An 18603-nucleotide genomic window follows, 5' to 3' on the forward strand; every position below is an offset into this window, starting at 1 on the left:
TTATAACTTACTTGGTAAGTTCCAGCTTTCGTTGTGTCTACGTTATTCGCTGTTACTTCGATTGCGCTTGTTAAGTCGCCATCTTCTGTATCACTTGCTGTTACGCCCGCTTTAGGATCGAATGTATCCCCAACTTTAAGCGTCTTATCTGCAGCTTCAATGACTGGTTTGTTATTTGTACCTACTGTTACTGTAATGGTTTTTGTAGTTTCGTTGCCATCACTGTCCGTTACTTTATAAGTAACCTCATACGTACCAGGTTTTGATGTGTCTACATTATTCGCTGTTACTTCGATTGCGCTTGTTAAGTCACCATCTTCTGTATCACTTGCTGTTACACCCGCTTTAGGATCGAATGTATCTCCAACTTTAAGCGTCTTATCTGCTGCATTAATAACAGGCTTATCATTCGTAATGGATCCATTTGACAATCTTTCGAAATTTTGATTTTTAAATTCTGTTGTAAAAGCTGGAATGTTTGTTATTGAAACTTCACTATTATTTCCATAAATATCTGTAAGTGATGTTAGGTTTTTCCAAGCATATTTAGGTGTTCCTAAAATATCCGTTCCTTTTTCCCATGCTGCTATATTTTGGCTTGTCGTTTGAAGAACCCCACCATTACCTTCCATGTAAAGAGCTAAACCAGCGGGATTTTCATTTCTGAAGTCAAAATAAGCCACGCTATCCATTACTATTTTTCCTGTTGGAGAAATTTGTACTGCATATAAAGCAATCGGAGAAGAAAGTGCTTCTACTGATGCACTTTTTGTCATTGTTATTTGATTGATGTAGATTCGTGAGTTCGAAGAAATGCTTGCTTTTTGATAATTCAGTTTCACTTTACTTCCAGTAGAGAAAGTGGCACTAGCATCTACACCTTTAACACCTTCATATCTACTTACAACATCAAGAGTAGCCGAGTCCCCGACAATAAGCTCCTGTTGCGAACCACTTAGATAGATCCCCATTGCTTGTGAATCAATTGATAATTTAGCCCCCGCGTTAATTTGTACATTTCCTGATGAATAAGCTCGAATAGTATTTGCAGTTCCCGTATTTTTGATAGTTGTTGTTGATGCATTATCAAAAATAAGATTTTTCACGCTGAAAACGTCAGTTGATCCCGTAGTAGTAATACTATTATTTCCTTTTACATAAGTAGTCCCGTTTGTATTCGAAACGGCTTCAGTACCATTTAGAGTTATATTTTCTAACGTGACCGAGTAATTAACTACACTTGTTTTAAAGATAGGTCTAGAAGTCGATGTAAAATTAATGTTAGAGAAAACGACACTTGCCGCTCCAGATAAATCACTCACAAAACTGCTATTGTTAAGTGCAACTTTGTGATTTCCACCTTCAATCGTTACATCATGTTTAACTGTATAATTCATAGTAGCATTTAGGTCTAAATCATTTGTTAAAACGATTTTAGTCACTAAATCATTATTTAGTGCATCTTTCAGTTGTTGTTCAGTACCTACCTCTAGTGTAACTCCTGTTTCTGCAGCTTTTGCTTTAAAAGGCATGATTGCTTGTGAAACAGTGAGAAACACTAACATTGCAACAACCAATCCTGATAAAATTTTCTTCATATCCTGTCCCCTTTTCCTCTGTGTTTTCAAAAAATTGTGATCCAACTGTTTTAAAAAACAGATAAAGTCTTCTTCAAATTTCCATAATTCTCACTCCTTTAAATAACTCCTAAGTTAAAAAAGTTAAGATTTATAAAAAAGTATAACAATGAAAGTATTAGAAATCTGTATACTATTTATGAGAACTTTGTTTTTTTACGTCCCTTTCATTCAAAAAAAAATATTGACAAAAACCATAAAATGAGTTACATGAATTGTGAGAATACCTACAAACAGGTCAGTCTCTGTTTAGAAAATTGACACAAAATCCACTTGTAAAAGCTAAGACAAAACAAAAAGTCTGAGATTATTTACCTCTCAGACTTTTTATTAACGATTAATTTAGTAAACTATCTTACCCTTCAACCAAGTAAAAATCTTGCTAATTATTTTTTCAAGTCAACAATATGTTTTGCAAGTTCAATACCTGTTCCCGCAGCCACACGTTCAGCCCACTCAGGTACAGCTTGATAGAAATTCCGCAAGTTACGAATCTTGATATCCTCGCGAACAGTTTCCCAGTCGTCCACAATGTTCTTCACAAGCGCACCTCGTTCCCCTTCCGAGTAACGGTTCCAAACTTCACGTGCATGGACAAAATTATTCGGCTTCTCTGCCGCAAGTCTGCCTGAAACATCACCGCGAATTCCTTGTTCTTGCTCAACAAATGCCGGATTTTCTTTAGGCTCTGAATCATAACTATTCGGCTCATAATTGATCGAGCTCGTTTGTTGCCCAACTGGCATGTAGCCGTCACGCTGGTTATTTGTGACCGGCACTTTCGGCTTGTTAATCGGCAATTGCAGATAGTTCGGTCCCACACGATGACGCTGCGTGTCTGAATAAGAAAACAGGCGACCTTGAAGCAACCGATCTTCTGACGGGAGCATACCTCTTACAAGAACCCCGGGGTTAAAGCCTACCGATTCTGTTTCGGCAAAGACATTCTCAGGATTGCGATTTAATGTCATTGTGCCCACAAGTTCGTATGGAAAAACATCCTCAAACCAATCTTTCGTTGCGTCAAGTGGATTAAAATCAAATTGATCAAGGTCTTTTGGATCAAGCACTTGGACATACAAATCCCATTCTGGATAGTTCCCTGCTTCAATAGCTTCATGTAGATCTCGTGTTGCATGATTGAATTCTTTTGCTTGAATTTGAGACGCTTGTTCGGTCGTCAAATTGACAATCCCAGCTTTTGGTTGCCAGCGTAGCTTCACATAAACCGTTTTTCCTGCCTCATTGATCCATTTAAAAGCATGTACGCTCGAACCGCGCATCTCACGGTAAGAAGCAGGTGTCCCTTCATCGCTGAAAAGATATGTAAGCATCGTGACTGCTTCCGGCGTTAGGCTCATGAAGTCCCAGTAACGATTTGGATCTTGAATATTCGTCGCTGGATCTGGCTTGAGCGAATGAATAACATCTGGAAACTTAATCGCATCACGAATGAAAAATACAGGCAAATTATTTCCGACAAAATCATAATTCCCCTCTTCTGTATAAAACTTGATCGAAAAACCTCGTGGATCTCGCAACGTCTCAGGCGAGTGTTGTCCGTGAATAACGGTAGAAAAACGAGCAAAAACCTCTGTTTCTTGTCCTTCTTCTTGTAAAAAGTGTGCCATTGTATATTTTTTCATGCTATTTTTAACTACAAACTTCCCGTGTGCCCCTGCCCCACGTGCATGAACCACACGTTCTGGAACTCGTTCACGGTCAAAATGAGCTAGTTTTTCAATCAACTGATAATCTTCAAGAAGCGTTGGCCCTTTGAAACCTGCCGTCATCGAATTTTGGTTATCTCCAATTGGCACTCCCTGATTAGTCGTTAAATTTTTCTTTTCGGTCAAATTAAATCCCTCCATGTGCAAGATTATTCATTTAATTAAAATGATTATTAAATGATATTAATTATGATAAAGAAATCCTCGCTCCAAGGCAACTAATCAGCTTATCTTTTTTGTGAATCCAAATAAACAAAAAGACCCATCAAAATCCACTTGATAGGTCTTTTTGTTTATTTTTCATTTGGAAGAATCTTTTTTACTTTTCTTTCAAATTCTCGTCTTGATAGCAAAACGCTGTGTCCACAACCTTCACACTTGATTCGAATATCCATTCCCATTCGAATAATCCGAAAACGATTGCTTCCACAAGGATGTGGTTTTTTCATTTCTACAATATCATTTAACTCGAATTTTTTACTTTCCATCTCTATCCTCTTCACAAATTTTATTTAATCATCAAATTGTACATCTAAAATTTCTAAAATCCGATCCAAGTCATCATCCGATAAAAACTCAATTTCAATTTTACCTTTTTTATTCGTTCGTTTAATCGAAACCGCTGTTCCGAACTTATCACGCAGTTGATTTTCACTTTCACGAATAAAGACCGGTACTTTCTTTGGTTTCTTTGTTTCACGTGAAACATTCTCATTAATATCTGTCACTAATTTTTCCAGTTGGCGCACAGTAAGTTCTTCTTTCACTGTTTTCTTTGCCAGTGGAATAATATTTTTCTTTTGTTTTAAAGCAAGCAATGCTCGAGCGTGCCCCGCAGATAATTCTCCAGTACGAATCATATCTTGAACTTCATCTGGAAGAGAAAGCAATCGAATAAAGTTAGCCACATATGGACGACTTTTCCCGACGCGTTCTGCAAGTTTCGCTTGCGTTAATTTTAAGTTTTTCATTAAAAAGTCATAGGATTCAGCTTCTTCAAGCGCTGACAAGTCTTCCCGTTGCAGGTTTTCAATGACAGAAAGCTCCATCATCTCTTGATCATTTAATGTCCTTACAACCGCTGGAATTTCTTTTAGACCAGCTTGAACAGACGCGCGGCATCTTCTCTCTCCCACTACAATTTCATAGCGATCCTTTTTCTCCCTTAAAATAACGGGTTGCAACACACCGTGAATTTTAATGGAATCCGTCAATTCTTGAATAGCTTTCTTGTCGAAGTTTTTTCGTGGTTGAAATGGATTCGCATCCACCTTATCAAGCGCAATACTTACAACAGTCTCTTCATCTGTATCTACTGTATTAAATAACGCATTGATTCCTTTTCCAAGTCCTTTAGCCATTTGCAATCACTTCCTTAGCTAATTCTAAATAAACTTCGGCCCCTTTTGATTTTGGATCATATAAAAGAATTGGTTTACCGTGACTTGGTGCTTCACTTAAACGTACATTTCTAGGAATAATTGTATCAAATACTTTATTTTGGAAGTATTTTTTGACTTCTTCAATAACTTGGATACCTAAGTTCGTACGTGCATCAAGCATTGTTAACAATACGCCTTCGATTTGCAATTCAGCATTCAATTGTTTTTGAACGATTCGAATTGTATTTAAAAGTTGACTTAATCCTTCTAACGCATAATACTCACATTGAACAGGAATCAAAACAGAATCTGAAGCTGTCAACGCATTTAGTGTCAGCAATCCAAGGGATGGTGGGCAATCAATGATGATGTAATCGTACTCATCTTTTATTGTATCAATTGCTCGCTTTAAACGAAGTTCCCTAGAGATAGCTGGAACAAGTTCAACTTCTGCTCCAGCAAGCTGGATAGTGGCAGGAATAACATCAAGATTGTCTAGTTCCGTATGTTCACGCACATCTTTAAGTGGGACATCGTCTACTAATACATTATAAATACAGTTTTCGATTTCTCCCTTATTGATACCAACACCACTAGAGGCATTTCCTTGAGGATCAATGTCTACCAGCAAGACCTTTTTTCCCAAAAAAGCTAGGCTAGAGCTAAGATTGACAGAAGATGTCGTCTTGCCAACGCCGCCTTTTTGATTCGCAAGTGCAATAATTTTGGTCACTTTCTTCACCAGCCCCTTATTAAGTTCCTGATCTCTCAGTTCTATAACTTCTATTCTACCAAAACTTTTTCAATCCGTCTCTTAAATTAGCTAAAATTTTATTTTTCGACCAAAAAAATTGTTTCACGTGAAACATTTACATTTTTATCCAAACAAAAAAGACCTACCTTCGTAGGTCTTTTAGCTTATTTGTAATCGAATGAAAGTTTAACCTCTAGAACCGCACAGGTCTTTTGATACATACGCAAAGTTAAATCCGGATCCCCTGCTTCAATGCGCTCAATAATAGTTGGCGATAAATCAGATTTCAACGCTAAGTCAAGTTGTGACCATTTCTTCTCAATTCGCTTTGCAAAGATCCCTCGAGCAAGCATTGCTGAGATGCTCTCTAGATAATGAACAATCCCTTCGTTCTCATAGGCAAGCTCCTTCAGCGAATCAAAGCTATACGCATCATTACCAATACTTAAATCAGCAGTAGTTCGACTTAAGAAAATACGTTTTGCTTCTTCCCGATACGCTCCCATCTGATCCGTAAAGGGGTTTTTATCTTTAAAGTAACCTTTAATAAAGCAGTAATACGTTTCAGATTCTGAAAAAGCCGTAAAATAAATTAAGCGGCAGTTGCGATCCTTAAAGTGTAATTTAAGTTCGTGGAGCGGTTGATCGACAGTCGTTTCAATTCGTGTAGATTGAAGAGAATAGGCTTGACTCTTCCCAATTGAAAGATGAATATCTGGCGCGATTTGTTTACCTGTACTTAACCGCCGTGTCTCAGCGTTTTCTAGATCAAATATCCCTTGTAATAAAAGCGTTGCCATTAATGGCTGCTCTTCAATCAAATCGTGTATAAAATCGTAAGCTTGGAATTGATTTTCCTCGTCTTTAACAAAAATAATTTTAGCCATGATCTCCCTTACCTCCTCATCATTTTCCTTCCACTTTAATTTTACTTTGTTTAGGCGATTTTTGCACCTGATAACCCCAAATACAAATAAAAACAACCTTCAAAGGAAGATTGTTTAATTTGACTGTTGATCTAATTGTTTTGCTTTTTTGTACCAACCCATAATCTTTCGAATTAACCAAAAAACGTAGATAAAAGCGATAATATACATCAGATATCCCATTCCAGCTGTAAAAATAGCTCGTGCATTACTTATTTCTGCTGTTGGGCTCGCAGACATTAATGGATAGATGAAAAAAATGACCATGCGTTGCGGTTGTAACCTTAAGATAGCTTCTGTAATTGATGTGACAAAAGAAGGCAAAATCATCGCTGAACAAGCGATACCCAGAATCTGCCAAATAATTTGTAGTATTTTCATTCTCGATTCCCCTCTTATTTTTTATTTTTAGGAATTTGAATGGTAATTTCAAAAAAATCATCCGATTCCTGTTCATTGATGTTTAAATCCATTCCGCCTTTTTGTACCATCGAAACTGATTCTTTAATCGTATTTAAAGCAATTCGAGCATCTTTACTTACAAGTCGTAAATTCGCTTTTTTCTTCGGTTTTTCATCTTTTTTCGTCAAAAATTCACGAATCAGTTCGTCTGTTTGCTTCACATTCAAGTGATTGTCTCGAATTTTGTCCAAAACTTTCAATTGATCTTCTTCACTTTCAAGCGCTAACAAGGATCTTGCATGACGCTCAGAAATTTCTTTTGCAAGAACCGCTTCTTGAATTCCCTTTGGCAATTTAAGCAAGCGCAACTTGTTTGCGACAGCAGACTGGCTTTTCCCAACTTGTTTCGCTAAGGCTTCTTGCGTGACACCATTCATTTCAAGCAAGCTTTGATAAGCTACAGCCTCTTCAATTGGTGTCAGTTGTTCCCTTTGTAAATTCTCAATCAAAGCAAGCGCCGCCGACTCATCATCCGTAAATTCCTGAACGATTGCTGGAATTGTTTCCATTTCTAAATAAACAGCTGCCCGGTAACGCCGTTCCCCAGCAATAATCTCATATCGACTTTCCTCGCTGTTTTCCTCCATTTCACGGAGAACAATCGGCTGAATCAAGCCATGAATTTTGATCGTTTCAGCAAGTTCCTCAATTTTTTCTTGATCAAATACAGTCCTCGGCTGAAATTGATTGGGCATAATTTGATTTAATGGAATCTCTTCCACTCGTTGCGTCAAATCCTGCTCTACCAACTCGTCCGCTTTGTTTTTATCTTTTTTCCCAAAAAGTGAAAAAGCCATGGAGTATCGTCCCTTCTCAGTTTATCTCACAATAAAGTTTGTACTCTTCCTTTCATTTTAGCAGAAATAGCCAGGAAAAACATTACTCAATCGGTTGTTTATTTGGAAGTCCTGCTTTACGAGGATATTTTTTGGGTGTTTCTTTTGCTTTCCGAATCACATAAAGGTTTCGTTCACTGTTTTCAGCAGGGAGTTGAAAAGCAAAATGCCCCGTCACTTTCCCACCTAAAACAGCGATCGCTTTTTTAGCTATTTCAAGCTCCTGCTCTGCTTGTTGGGCTTTCATTGCTAAAAACACACCATCTTTTTTTACAAGTGGCAAACACAGTTCTGCAAGCACACTCATTCGAGCAACCGCTCGAGCCGTCACTAGAGAAAATTGCTCGCGGTGTACTTTATTTTGACCAAAAGTTTCTGCACGATCATGATAAAAATGAACATTCGTCAATTTTAACTCATCTGCTAAATGATTTAAAAACGTGATCCGTTTATTTAGAGAATCAACAATACTAACTTCTAGATGCGGGAAACAAATTTTCAGCGGAAGGCTCGGAAAACCTGCGCCTGCCCCAACATCACAAACAGTAGTAAACTCATTAAATGGCACATAAAAAGCCGCAGAAATAGAATCATAAAAATGCTTCAAATACACTTCTTGCTTATCCGTAATTGCTGTCAGATTCATTTTTTCGTTCCATTCGACGAGCAATTCATAGTAGCGCTCAAACTGCCTCATTTGTTTTTCCGTTAGCAAGATTCCCGCTTCAGCAAGTTTTGCCTGAAATTGTTCTGGATTCACGTTTTTCCCTCACTTTACTTTTGCAATTTTTCCTTGTTCAATATATACCAACAAAATAGAAATATCTGCCGGATTGACCCCGCTGATTCGACTTGCTTGCGCAATTGACAGTGGTTCAATTTTCTTAAGTTTTTCAACCGCTTCCGTAGCCAAGCCAAAAATCGCATCATAGTCAATATTTTCCGGGATTTTTTTATCTTCCATGCGCTTCATTTTTTCAACTTGTTGGTAAGCTTTTTCAATGTAACCTTCATATTTAATTTGAATTTCCACTTGTTCCGCCACATCCCAAGACACAAATGTTTCACGTGGAACAATTTCAATAATTTGATCATAAGTCATTTCCGGTCTACGTAAAAAGTCCGCCGCAAGAACGCCATCTTTAAGTTCAGCAGAACCCAGTTCACGAAGCATCGCTTGTACTTGTTCTGTCGGTTTAATTCTCGTTGTTTCAAGACGTCGCTTCTCTTCCTCAACCGCTGCTTTTTTCGCTTGGAAACGCGCATAACGCTCATCACTAATCAACCCAATTTCATGACCCAGTTCAGTCAACCGCAAGTCCGCATTATCATGGCGCAAGAGGAGGCGATATTCAGCCCGCGAAGTTAAAAGGCGATATGGTTCTTCCGTGCCTTTCGTTACGAGGTCATCAATCAAAACGCCAATGTAAGCTTGGTCACGCCCTAAAATAACAGGATCTTTCTCTTGAATTTTACGACATGCATTGATCCCTGCCATCAAACCTTGCCCAGCAGCTTCCTCGTATCCACTTGTTCCGTTAATTTGTCCAGCTGTGAAAAGCCCAGGAACCAATTTTGTTTCAAGTGATGGCCAAAGTTGATCCGGCATCACCGCATCATACTCAATTGCATAGCCAACACGCATCATTTCAACATTTTCAAGACCCGGAATCGTCCGAAGCATTTTTTCTTGAACGTCTTCAGGTAAGCTTGTAGAAAGACCTTGCACATAAACTTCTTCCGTGTTACGACCTTCAGGCTCCAAGAAAATTTGATGCCGAGGTTTATCGCTAAAGCGCACAATTTTATCTTCAATAGATGGACAATAACGAGCACCTGTCCCTTTTTTCGTCGCTGTAAACATTGGCGAACGCGATAAATTAGCATTGATAATTTCGTGCGTTTGCTCGTTCGTATAGGTTAGCCAACACGGCAACTGCGTAAGCAGCATTTCAGTCGTTTCATAACTAAAAGCGCGTGGATTTTCATCGCCTGGTTGAATTTCTGTTTCCTCATAATTAATGGAACTGGATTTCACGCGTGGTGGTGTCCCCGTTTTAAAGCGACGTAAAATAAAGCCCAGTTCTTCAAGATGTTCTGAGAGCTTAATAGAGGGTTGTTGATTGTTTGGACCACTTGAATAGCGCAAATCTCCAACAATAATTTCACCACGAGAAAACGTACCGGTAGTCAAAATAACGGCATCTGCCATGTATTTTGCACCACTATTTGTAATAACACCGCGACAAACCCCGTCTTCTATAACTAAACGGTCAACTAAGCCTTGTTTTAACGTAATGTTTTCTTCTTTTTCAATTGTATGTTTCATTTCATGTTGGTAGTCCCATTTATCCGATTGCGCACGCAAAGCACGCACGGCAGGACCTTTACCAGTATTTAACATCCGCATTTGCACATAAGTTTTATCTGTATTTCGTCCCATTTCGCCGCCGAGCGCATCAATTTCGCGAACGACAACTCCTTTTGCTGGGCCGCCAACTGACGGGTTGCAAGGCATGAATGCGACCATATCTAAATTGATCGTCAACATAAGCGTCTTCGCGCCCATACGGCCGCTTGCAAGCCCAGCTTCAACGCCAGCATGCCCAGCACCCACAACGATCACATCATAATGACCAGCTTCATAAATTTGCATTTTTTCCTTCCATCTCCTTTATTTACCTAAACAAAACTGATTAAAGAGTTGATCCAAAAGTTCATCTTGAACAGAATCCCCCGTAATTTCACCGAGTAAATCCCATGCTCTTGTCATATCAATTTGTACAATATCAACCGGCATTCCTGCTTCAACGCCTTCAATTACCGCATCAAGCGCATTCGCAGCCTGGTGAAGTAACGCAATATGTCGCGTATTGGAAACATAAGTCGCATCACCCGCATCAATTTCACCCGTAAAAAATAGTTTCTTAATCGCTTCTTCGAGTTCCGTAATTCCGCCTTCTGTAAGCATCGACGTTTCAACAACAGGATTAGCACCTGCAAGCGCCTGCACCTGAGTAATATCTATTTCCCGATTTAAATCCGTTTTATTTAACACCACCACATAATGGTGATTTCGCGCTGCTTCAAAAAGCGCTCGATCTTCCTCAGTAAGTGGTTCATTTTGATTGAGCACAAGCAAAATAAAATCCGCATCCTGCAGTGCTTTTCTAGATCTTTCTACCCCGATTTTTTCAACGATATCTTCCGTTTCGCGGATACCAGCCGTATCAATCAAACGAAGCGGTACCCCGCGCACATTGACATATTCCTCAATGATGTCACGCGTCGTTCCCGCAATGTCCGTCACGATCGCCTTCTCTTCCTGAATAAGTTGATTAAGCAGTGAAGATTTCCCTACGTTTGGTCGGCCAATTATGGCTGTAGCAAGCCCCTCCCGTAAGATTTTCCCCTGCTGTGCTGTTTCAAGTAACTGAGCAACCGACGCTTTCACAAGGAGTGTTTTTTCGACGAGCATTCTCTGCGTCATTTCCTCAACATCGTCGTATTCCGGATAATCAATATTGACCTCCACTTGCGCCAAGGCGTCCAAAATCTCTTGCCGTAAATTCCTAATTAAGCGCGACAAATTTCCGTCCATTTGCTTCAGCGCAACACCCATCGCCCGGTCCGTTTTCGCACGAATCAAGTCCATGACCGCTTCCGCCTGTGACAAGTCAATTCTTCCGTTTAAAAAGGCGCGCTTTGTGAATTCTCCAGGTTCAGCAAGCCGGGCGCCACTTCTTAACAGCAACTGTAAAACCCGATTCACTGCAACGATCCCGCCGTGACAATTGATTTCAACGACGTCTTCTCTCGTAAACGTTCGTGGTGCTCGCATCACAGAAGTCATGACCTCTTCGATTGTTTCATTATTTTCTTTAATATGTCCATAATGGATCGTGTGACTATCTACATCCGCCAAGCGATTTTTGGCATAAAAAATACGATCCGCTATCTGAATCGCTTCATCGCCGCTTAATCGAATAATAGCAATGGCTCCTTCGCCGGGCGGTGTTGAGATAGCAGCAATAGTATCCAAATCCATTCTTCTCCCACCTTTCTTCTGTAAGCCAAATAAGCTCGGGCTAAAAGTGTCCGAATAAATTCCTTGCGACTACACAACCATTCACTCTGCTTTGACCAAAGCTCAAGTCATTCATCAGCATTATTTAATTATCCACAATTGATATGTTCTATTTTAACTTATTCACATGTGGATAACAACCGTTTTTTATTTTATCCACAAAAAAAGTATGCCTCTTATTTTCAAGGCACACTTTAATTATTTTGTCTCCAATTGATGCACAAACAAGCCACTCAAAAGCTTCGGCTCAAACCAAGTTGATTTGGGTGGCATAATTTGAAACGCATCCGCAACATTGAGCAAATCCTCCATTTGCGGCGGAAACATCGCAAAAGCCACATGAAATTTCCCACTATCCACAAGCTTCTTTAATTCATCCAAGCCACGAATCCCGCCCACAAAATCAATTCGCTCATCCCGGCGCACATCCTTAATACCAAATACAGGCCCAAGTACGAGCTCCTGCAAAATTGAAACATCGAGCCCGCCAATCACATCACTTGGGATAGTTTCTGGTTTAGCTTTGAGACCATACCAGACTCCATCCAGATACATACCAAATTGATGCTTTTCTTGCGGCTTAAACGCCTCTTGCTGCGCCGGTGTCACATCGAATGCCGCTTCCACTTGCACCAAGAAATCATCCGGAAGCGGTGCCCGGATCACGCGATTATAATCCAAAATTGAAAGCTCCTCCGCTGGGAATAGCACCGAAAGGAAAAAATTGAATTCTGCATCATGAGGTGCATCCGGATGCGCCTCTTGGCGTTTCAAGCCAACTTTGACTGCCGATTCCGTGCGGTGATGCCCATCTGCAATGTAAAGCGCCGGCACAGCCTCAAAAGTCTCTCCAATTTGCTCTGCCAAGTTCTGATCTTGAATTTGCCAAACCCGATGCCTAACCTCATAAAAGCTCACAAAGTCGTATAAAGGCTCATTTTGATTCGCATAACGGTGAAGTGCATCTGTCAATTTCTGTTTTCCTCGGTACGTAAGAAAAATGGGACTTGTATTCGCATCACAAGCATCAATATGGCGAATTCGGTCGAGTTCTTTTTCTTCACGTGTAAACTCATGCTTCATGATAATCCCCTCTGTGTAATCCTGTATCGACGTCACGGCGGCTAAACCCAATTGCGACTTTCCGCCAACTGTCAATTCATATAGATAGTAAGAATCTAGCTCCTCCTTTTCTAGCCACCCGTTTTTTAAAAAGGTTTCAAGGTTTTCATTTGCTTTTTGATAAACTTCCGCTGCATAGGGCGAAAGGGTTTTATCAAAATCAATTTCTGCCTTGTCGATATGCAAAAAGGAGTAGGGATTTTCTTTGCTCAGTTCGCGCGCTTCATCACTATTTAAAACATCATAAGGTAGCGATGCCACTTGGTGCGCTAAATCTTGCTTCGGTCGGATTGCTTTAAAAGGTCTTACTTTTACCAACTTGTTTCCTCCTCCATCACGTTGTTATTTCCCGGGAAATAGTTTAGGAAATGGTCACTCCGATCGGTTCAATGACACGAACGCGGAGCACTCCTTCAATTTTCTCCAAGTCTTCTTTAATACGTTCCAGATTTACTGCTTCATTTTGTTCTAAATCAAGTAGCGTATAAGCATATCCTTCACGACTGCGGTTGGTCAAGTCAAGAATGTTAATTTGATGGCTTGCGACAATCGTCGAAACTTGGCCTACCATGTTGGGAATATTATGATGGCAAACGCCAATTCGTGGATGACCATTATAAGGCATTTCCACATTTGGATAGTTTACCGAGTTTTTTATACTGCCTGTTTCGAGATACGCTTGTAATTCTCGTGCTGCCATAATCGAGCAGTTGATTTCTGCTTCAGCAGTTGATGCACCCAAATGAGGCAGCACCCGGACACGCTTATTTTCAAGTAGCGAATTCGTAGCAAAGTCTGTCAAATAGAGTCGTAATCTTTGATGGTCAAGCGCATCTAAAATCGCTGCTTCATCCACTAATTCACCTCGAGAAAAGTTTAGCAGTACGGCATCCGAGCGAAGTAGCATCAACGTTTCAGCATTGAACATTTGATGTGTATTCTCCCTGAGTGGAACGTGAACGCTAATGTAATCGCAAGTCGTTAAGATTTCTTCGAGTTCAGTTGCCCGCTTGACTTCTCGTGAAATTTTCCAAGCTGTATCCACGGATATGTAAGGATCAAACCCCATTACTTCCATTCCGAGTGCAGCCGCATCATTAGCAACGAGCGCACCAATTGAGCCAAGTCCAATAATCCCTAGTTTCTTGCCTGCTAATTCCGTTCCCGAAAAAGCTTTTTTCCCTGCCTCTACTTTTGCTGCTACGTTTTCCCCTTCAAGTCCGCGAACCCAGGCACATCCTTCAATAATTGGGCGCGCTGCCATGAATAAACTTGCAAGTACCAGTTCCTTAACAGCATTAGCGTTCGCTCCCGGCGTATTAAACACGATGATCCCTTGCTCTGAACAACGCTCAAGCGGGATATTGTTAACGCCCGCTCCTGCTCGCGCGACGGCTTTCAACGATTTCGGAAATTCAAAGTCGTGTAAGCTGTAACTACGGAGCAATAATCCATCAGGATCCGCATTTTGATCCACACTGTATTTCTCGGAATGGAAGGTTGCAAGTCCTTCTTCTGCAATGGCGTTTAGCGTTTCAATCTTAAACATAAATTTTTCCCCCTTTATATTTAACAGCGAAACCCTCCATAAAGTGAACAAATTCTTCGACGCCAAGAATTGGGAAGGCATTGTATAAACTAGCTCGCATACCACCAACTGAGCGATGCCCTTTCAAATTGATGAAGCCTTGTCTTTTCGCTTCTTGCAAAAAAAGCGCATCTAGTTGTTCGCTTCCTGTATGAAAGGGAATATTTGTGAGTGAGCGAAATGCAGGTTCTACAGAAGAACTAAAAATTTTGGATTGATCCAAGTAGGTATATAAAAGAGCCGCTTTTTCACGATTTCGTCGTTCCATTTCTGCTACGCCGCCCTCGCTTTTAATCCACTCTAAAACAAGCTTTGCCACATAAATAGCAAAGGTTGGTGGGGTATTGTATAGGGAATGATTTTTTGCCTGCACCGCATAATCTAGCATCACAGGAAGATCAGGAACTTGCCCGATCAAGTCTTCCCGTACGATGACGATTGTTAGTCCCGCTGGACCAATGTTTTTCTGCGCACCAGCATAAATTAACCCAAAGTCCTCCACGCGGTAGTCATTCGATAAAATATTGGAAGACATATCTGCAACGAGCGGGATTTCTGATTGTGGAATATCGAAGAAAGCCGTTCCTTCAATGGTATTATTTGTCGTAATATGTAAATAGGAAGCATCTTTTGGTACTTCCGGAATTTCTGGAAGGTAATGAAAATTTTGATCTTCAGAAGAAGCCACTACAACGGCCTCCGTTAATTTTTGTGCTTCTTGAATGGCTTTTTGCGACCAGGAACCGGTGTTTACAAAGGCTGCTTTTTTACTATGTGCTAGGTTAAGTGGCACCATTGTGAATTGAAGGCTTGCTCCGCCTTGTAGAAACAAAACTTTATAATTATCCGGAATGCCCATTAATTCGCGAAGTAACACTTCTGCTCCTGCTAAAATTTCTTCAAACCACTCGGATCTGTGGCTGAGTTCCATGACCGACATGCCTGATCCCTTGTAAGAAAGCAGTTCCTCTTGCACTTGTTTTAAAACTGGTTGTGGTAACACTGCTGGCCCAGCTGAAAAATTATAGATTTGCTCCATTTCCCACTCGCTCCCATTCCTTTTTATTTTTTAAAAGCACTCTTTCATTTGTGCATTAAGACACAATTTTTAGAATAAATAAAAAATCAAAGGTTTTCGTATATTATAACAGAAGACCATTAAAATTAAAGAGAAAGCCTTTCCTAAAAAAACAAGTACTTTTAGCTAAAAGTACTTGTTTCCAATTATTTGGTTTTTCTAAAGACCATCCAGTAAATTACAAGGAATAAAACAAGGGCTAAAATCGCAGAACGATACATGATGGCATAGTTGCTATACGTTGCGACAATACTGAGCCCAAAGCTTCCGATCGCCATCCCGATATCCATGCCTGATAAAAATGTTCCGTTTGCAGCACCTTTGTTTTCTGGAGCAGCTCGATCTATTGTCAGCGCTTGTAAAGCGGGTTGTGTCATCCCGTAACCTAGTCCAAATGCCAGCGCCGCAAAAAATAGCATCCACGCACCCGTAGCAAAGGAAAGCAATAAAATCCCAAGTATCATAGCAAAGACACCTGGAACCACAACAACGAAATGTCCTTTCGTATCATATAACCGACCCGCAAAAAGCCGACTTAAAAGTATCGTAATGGCTTGTCCCAGAAAATAAATCCATGTATTTTCAACGTGTATTTCTGTACCGTACACCATCATAAAAGTTTGAATTCCGCCAAGTGGGATAGCCATTAATAGACATAAAAAAGCCGGCAACAGCGCCGTTTTCTCGAAAAGCTTTATTTTCCCGGCTTTTTTCACTTTTTCTTGCTTGATTCGAACTTGCGAAAGCAGTAAAAAAGTACCAACTAATATGACCAGTGCAAAAGTAATTAGCGTATTAAATGAAAAATAATTCATAATCAAAATGGCTACAACGGGGGCAAGTGACATTCCAAGCGCTGTTGTCAGTCCATAAAATCCAATTCCTTCACCCGTTCGGTTAGGCGGAACAATTGCCGAAACTCCCGTTGCAATAGAGGTTGTGCTAATCCCCCAGCCTGCTCCTTGAATGAAACGAACCGCAAGCAAGGCTAAAACAACTGTTGAAATATAAAAACTAGCCGTTGTCGCAATTAAAATTAGAAAGCCTATTAAAATGAGCATTTTAGAGCCAAATCGATCATTCCAGCTTCCTGAAATAGAACGCATGAGAAGCGCTACTACTGAAAACACACCCACAGCAAGACTAGCTTCTACTTGCGAACCCCCAAGCTTAATAATTTGGGTGGGCAAAGTGGGCATAAATACCATAAATCCAACATATAGAAAAATACTTCCTATCAGTAAAAAAATGTAATCCTTCGTCCATAATTTTGTTTTACTTTCCAAAAAATCCCTTCTTACTCAATATTATTCTCGATCTGGTTTAACAAAGTAGCAAAAGTTCGCAAATCTTGTTCGGAAAAATCGGCAAACATCTTTTTACAAGCCTCTTCTACAGTTTCTTGCAAAACAGAAGTTAGCTTCTCTCTCTTTTCATTTAAACTTAACAGAGTTTTTCGACGATCTACTTCATCCGTTTTGCGAATCACTAAGTCTTTCCGCAACAGGACATCAATGATCCGATTAACCGTTGGCGTGTCTTTTTCTGAGAGTTCGGCTAACTGTTTTTGTGAGATTGGTGCCTTTTGCTGAATAATGTTTAATATCGTCCACTGTTCAGGTGTTACTTCTAGATCCGCCAAGCTTCTTGAAAGAAATAAGTGCATTTTTTTCGCGATTTTCGTTGTTTGAAAGGAAAATTCATCAAACTTTTGCCTCATCATTTCACCACACCTTAATTAATTGTTACAACAATAATTGTCTTAACAATCATATAACAATATTTATAAAAAGTCAAAAAAGCTAGCTAAAGGCCCAGAATCTGCCTTCAGCTAGCTTTTAAAGCAACTCAATATTTATAATTTCATCAAATTGAACAGGGTAAATCTGCCCAAATATATCGCGAAAAAGAATTTCTTGTGTTTCAGGATCCATTTCGAATGGCACTAAATCCATTTCGCGAATAACACCCCGCCCTACGAAAGCTTCCGAATCCTCAAAAGATGCCAACTCTAGTTTCGCCACATTTGCTTCTTCAAAAAAGTTCAGTCGCACTAACCATTCTCGCTTGATTGCATCAGACAAGGTGATATAAAAACTTTCCTGTTCCACTAAATCAACTTGCGGCTTTTCGATAAGAACTGCTGGATTCGTTACTTCGACTTGTTTATCTAAAGATATAGCATAAACCATTGTGATCACCTCTTTCTATTTCTATTATACGAACAAATGTTCTTGTTTGCAACTTTTTTATTTGAAATTTTTTCCGTTTAGAATCTGAGTAGGTTTAGCGCTTACATAAAAACAAAGGGTTGCAATCAAAAAAATTAGTCGCTATACTAAAGTAAGTAAATAACATTTGAAAAGAGGTATTCCTATGTCAAACACATTTTTAGAAGCAATCAAATCGCGCCGCTCGATCTATGCGCTTGATAAAAACGTATCATTATCTCAAGACGAAATCGAAGAAATCGTAAAAGAAGCTATTAAGCACAGTCCATCTTCGTTTAATTCACAAACTTCACGTGCTGTTCTTTTATTCGGCGAAAACCATGATAAACTTTGGAATATCGTAGAAGATACACTTCGTGCTATTGTTCCTGCTGAAAATTTTGCCTCCACTGAAGGAAAAATCGCTTCCTTCCGTGCTGGATATGGAACCGTTTTGTTTTTCGAAGATACAGATGTAATCAAAGGATATCAAAAAGATTTCGCACTTTATGCTGAAAACTTCCCTATTTGGTCCGAACAAGCAACAGGTATTGCGCAGCACTCTGTTTGGGTAGCTCTCGCAGACGCTGGAATTGGAGCTTCCTTGCAGCACTACAATCCACTTATTGATGACGCAGTTAAAGCCGAATGGAACCTTCCAGAAAGCTGGAACTTGCGTGCACAAATGCCATTTGGTAACATCGCTAGTGAACCTGGTGAAAAAGAATTCATGGCAGACGAAGAACGCTTCCGCGTGTTTAAATAAGTTACCAAAAAAGCCTTAACTGACA

At 39.9% G+C, this 18603-nt stretch carries 18 protein-coding genes; 1 reads left to right on the forward strand and 17 read right to left on the reverse strand.

The features are described 5' to 3' along the window. The 17 genes from HB912_RS10830 to HB912_RS10910 form a co-directional block, all read right to left on the reverse strand. Positions 1-1598, reverse strand: a 1598-nt coding sequence (locus HB912_RS10830; protein WP_185374512.1) for an immunoglobulin-like domain-containing protein, incomplete at its 3' end; no start/stop codon positions are given. A 425-nt stretch (positions 1599-2023) separates the two neighbouring features. Next, positions 2024-3493, reverse strand: coding sequence for a catalase (locus HB912_RS10835; protein ID WP_185374514.1), 1470 nt, complete (start codon positions 3491-3493; stop codon positions 2024-2026). A 167-nt stretch (positions 3494-3660) separates the two neighbouring features. Continuing rightward, positions 3661-3861 carry a DUF951 family protein gene (locus tag HB912_RS10840; protein ID WP_185374697.1) on the reverse strand — a complete coding sequence of 67 codons (201 nt, stop codon included), beginning with the start codon at positions 3859-3861 and terminating at the stop codon, positions 3661-3663. Between the two features lie 18 nt (positions 3862-3879). Beyond that, positions 3880-4728: a ParB/RepB/Spo0J family partition protein gene (locus HB912_RS10845; RefSeq protein WP_185374516.1), complete on the reverse strand. Its 849-nt coding sequence runs from the start codon at positions 4726-4728 to the stop codon at positions 3880-3882. Then, a complete protein-coding gene (locus HB912_RS10850) occupies positions 4721-5482 on the reverse strand; it encodes an AAA family ATPase (RefSeq protein WP_185374518.1) in 762 nt (253 codons plus the stop codon). The genes HB912_RS10845 and HB912_RS10850 overlap by 8 nt, the downstream gene beginning before the upstream one ends. Positions 5483-5667: 185 nt before the next feature. Further along, on the reverse strand, positions 5668-6390 hold the full coding sequence (locus HB912_RS10855; protein ID WP_185374520.1) for a helix-turn-helix domain-containing protein: 723 nt from the start codon (positions 6388-6390) through the stop codon (positions 5668-5670). A gap of 114 nt (positions 6391-6504) precedes the next feature. Further along, positions 6505-6810 carry a hypothetical protein gene (locus tag HB912_RS10860; RefSeq protein ID WP_185374522.1) on the reverse strand — a complete coding sequence of 102 codons (306 nt, stop codon included), beginning with the start codon at positions 6808-6810 and terminating at the stop codon, positions 6505-6507. Positions 6811-6824: 14 nt separating this feature from the next. Next, positions 6825-7688: a nucleoid occlusion protein gene (gene noc, locus HB912_RS10865; protein WP_185374524.1), complete on the reverse strand. Its 864-nt coding sequence runs from the start codon at positions 7686-7688 to the stop codon at positions 6825-6827. An 82-nt stretch (positions 7689-7770) separates the two neighbouring features. After that, positions 7771-8487 (reverse strand): 16S rRNA (guanine(527)-N(7))-methyltransferase RsmG, encoded by a 717-nt coding sequence (gene rsmG, locus HB912_RS10870; protein ID WP_185374526.1) that lies wholly within the window; start codon positions 8485-8487, stop codon positions 7771-7773. Positions 8488-8496: 9 nt separating this feature from the next. Then, positions 8497-10383, reverse strand: a complete 1887-nt coding sequence (gene mnmG, locus HB912_RS10875; protein WP_185374528.1) for a tRNA uridine-5-carboxymethylaminomethyl(34) synthesis enzyme MnmG — start codon at positions 10381-10383, stop codon at positions 8497-8499. 18 nt (positions 10384-10401) lie between these two features. After that, the gene (gene mnmE, locus HB912_RS10880) at positions 10402-11775 is read right to left on the reverse strand and encodes a tRNA uridine-5-carboxymethylaminomethyl(34) synthesis GTPase MnmE (RefSeq protein WP_185374530.1); all 1374 of its coding nucleotides are present in this window, start codon (positions 11773-11775) and stop codon (positions 10402-10404) included. Positions 11776-12012: 237 nt separating this feature from the next. Further along, positions 12013-13254: a DUF1015 domain-containing protein gene (locus HB912_RS10885; RefSeq protein ID WP_185374532.1), complete on the reverse strand. Its 1242-nt coding sequence runs from the start codon at positions 13252-13254 to the stop codon at positions 12013-12015. Between the two features lie 43 nt (positions 13255-13297). Next, entirely contained in the window at positions 13298-14485 is a 1188-nt protein-coding gene (locus tag HB912_RS10890) for a phosphoglycerate dehydrogenase (RefSeq protein ID WP_185374534.1), read from the reverse strand. Further along, positions 14478-15563 carry a 3-phosphoserine/phosphohydroxythreonine transaminase gene (serC, locus tag HB912_RS10895; RefSeq protein WP_185374536.1) on the reverse strand — a complete coding sequence of 362 codons (1086 nt, stop codon included), beginning with the start codon at positions 15561-15563 and terminating at the stop codon, positions 14478-14480. The genes HB912_RS10890 and serC overlap by 8 nt, the downstream gene beginning before the upstream one ends. A gap of 185 nt (positions 15564-15748) precedes the next feature. Continuing rightward, entirely contained in the window at positions 15749-16888 is a 1140-nt protein-coding gene (locus HB912_RS10900; RefSeq protein WP_185374538.1) for an MFS transporter, read from the reverse strand. An 11-nt stretch (positions 16889-16899) separates the two neighbouring features. After that, positions 16900-17322 carry a MarR family winged helix-turn-helix transcriptional regulator gene (locus tag HB912_RS10905; RefSeq protein ID WP_185374699.1) on the reverse strand — a complete coding sequence of 141 codons (423 nt, stop codon included), beginning with the start codon at positions 17320-17322 and terminating at the stop codon, positions 16900-16902. Between the two features lie 118 nt (positions 17323-17440). After that, the gene (locus tag HB912_RS10910) at positions 17441-17794 is read right to left on the reverse strand and encodes a hypothetical protein (protein WP_185374540.1); all 354 of its coding nucleotides are present in this window, start codon (positions 17792-17794) and stop codon (positions 17441-17443) included. A 184-nt stretch (positions 17795-17978) separates the two neighbouring features. Between HB912_RS10910 and HB912_RS10915 the strand changes: the two genes are divergently transcribed. Further along, a complete protein-coding gene (locus HB912_RS10915; protein ID WP_185374541.1) occupies positions 17979-18578 on the forward strand; it encodes a nitroreductase family protein in 600 nt (199 codons plus the stop codon). Positions 18579-18603 lie beyond the last annotated feature (25 nt).

The sequence above is a fragment of the Listeria aquatica genome (assembly GCF_014223975.1).
Taxonomy (GTDB): Bacteria; Bacillota; Bacilli; order Lactobacillales; family Listeriaceae; genus Listeria; species Listeria aquatica.

Excerpts from the sequence above, each read along its gene's own strand:
- HB912_RS10845 (WP_185374516.1), bottom strand. The coding sequence starts at position 4,728 with ATGGCTAAAGGACTTGGAAAAGGAATCAATGCGTTATTTAATACAGTA.
- HB912_RS10855 (WP_185374520.1), bottom strand. The coding sequence starts at position 6,390 with ATGGCTAAAATTATTTTTGTTAAAGACGAGGAAAATCAATTCCAAGCT.
- HB912_RS10860 (WP_185374522.1), bottom strand. The coding sequence starts at position 6,810 with ATGAAAATACTACAAATTATTTGGCAGATTCTGGGTATCGCTTGTTCA.
- noc (WP_185374524.1), bottom strand. The coding sequence starts at position 7,688 with ATGGCTTTTTCACTTTTTGGGAAAAAAGATAAAAACAAAGCGGACGAG.
- mnmG (WP_185374528.1), bottom strand. The coding sequence starts at position 10,383 with ATGCAAATTTATGAAGCTGGTCATTATGATGTGATCGTTGTGGGTGCT.
- mnmE (WP_185374530.1), bottom strand. The coding sequence starts at position 11,775 with ATGGATTTGGATACTATTGCTGCTATCTCAACACCGCCCGGCGAAGGA.
- HB912_RS10890 (WP_185374534.1), bottom strand. The coding sequence starts at position 14,485 with ATGTTTAAGATTGAAACGCTAAACGCCATTGCAGAAGAAGGACTTGCA.
- serC (WP_185374536.1), bottom strand. The coding sequence starts at position 15,563 with ATGGAGCAAATCTATAATTTTTCAGCTGGGCCAGCAGTGTTACCACAA.
- HB912_RS10905 (WP_185374699.1), bottom strand. The coding sequence starts at position 17,322 with ATGAGGCAAAAGTTTGATGAATTTTCCTTTCAAACAACGAAAATCGCG.
- HB912_RS10910 (WP_185374540.1), bottom strand. The coding sequence starts at position 17,794 with ATGGTTTATGCTATATCTTTAGATAAACAAGTCGAAGTAACGAATCCA.
- HB912_RS10915 (WP_185374541.1), top strand. The coding sequence starts at position 17,979 with ATGTCAAACACATTTTTAGAAGCAATCAAATCGCGCCGCTCGATCTAT.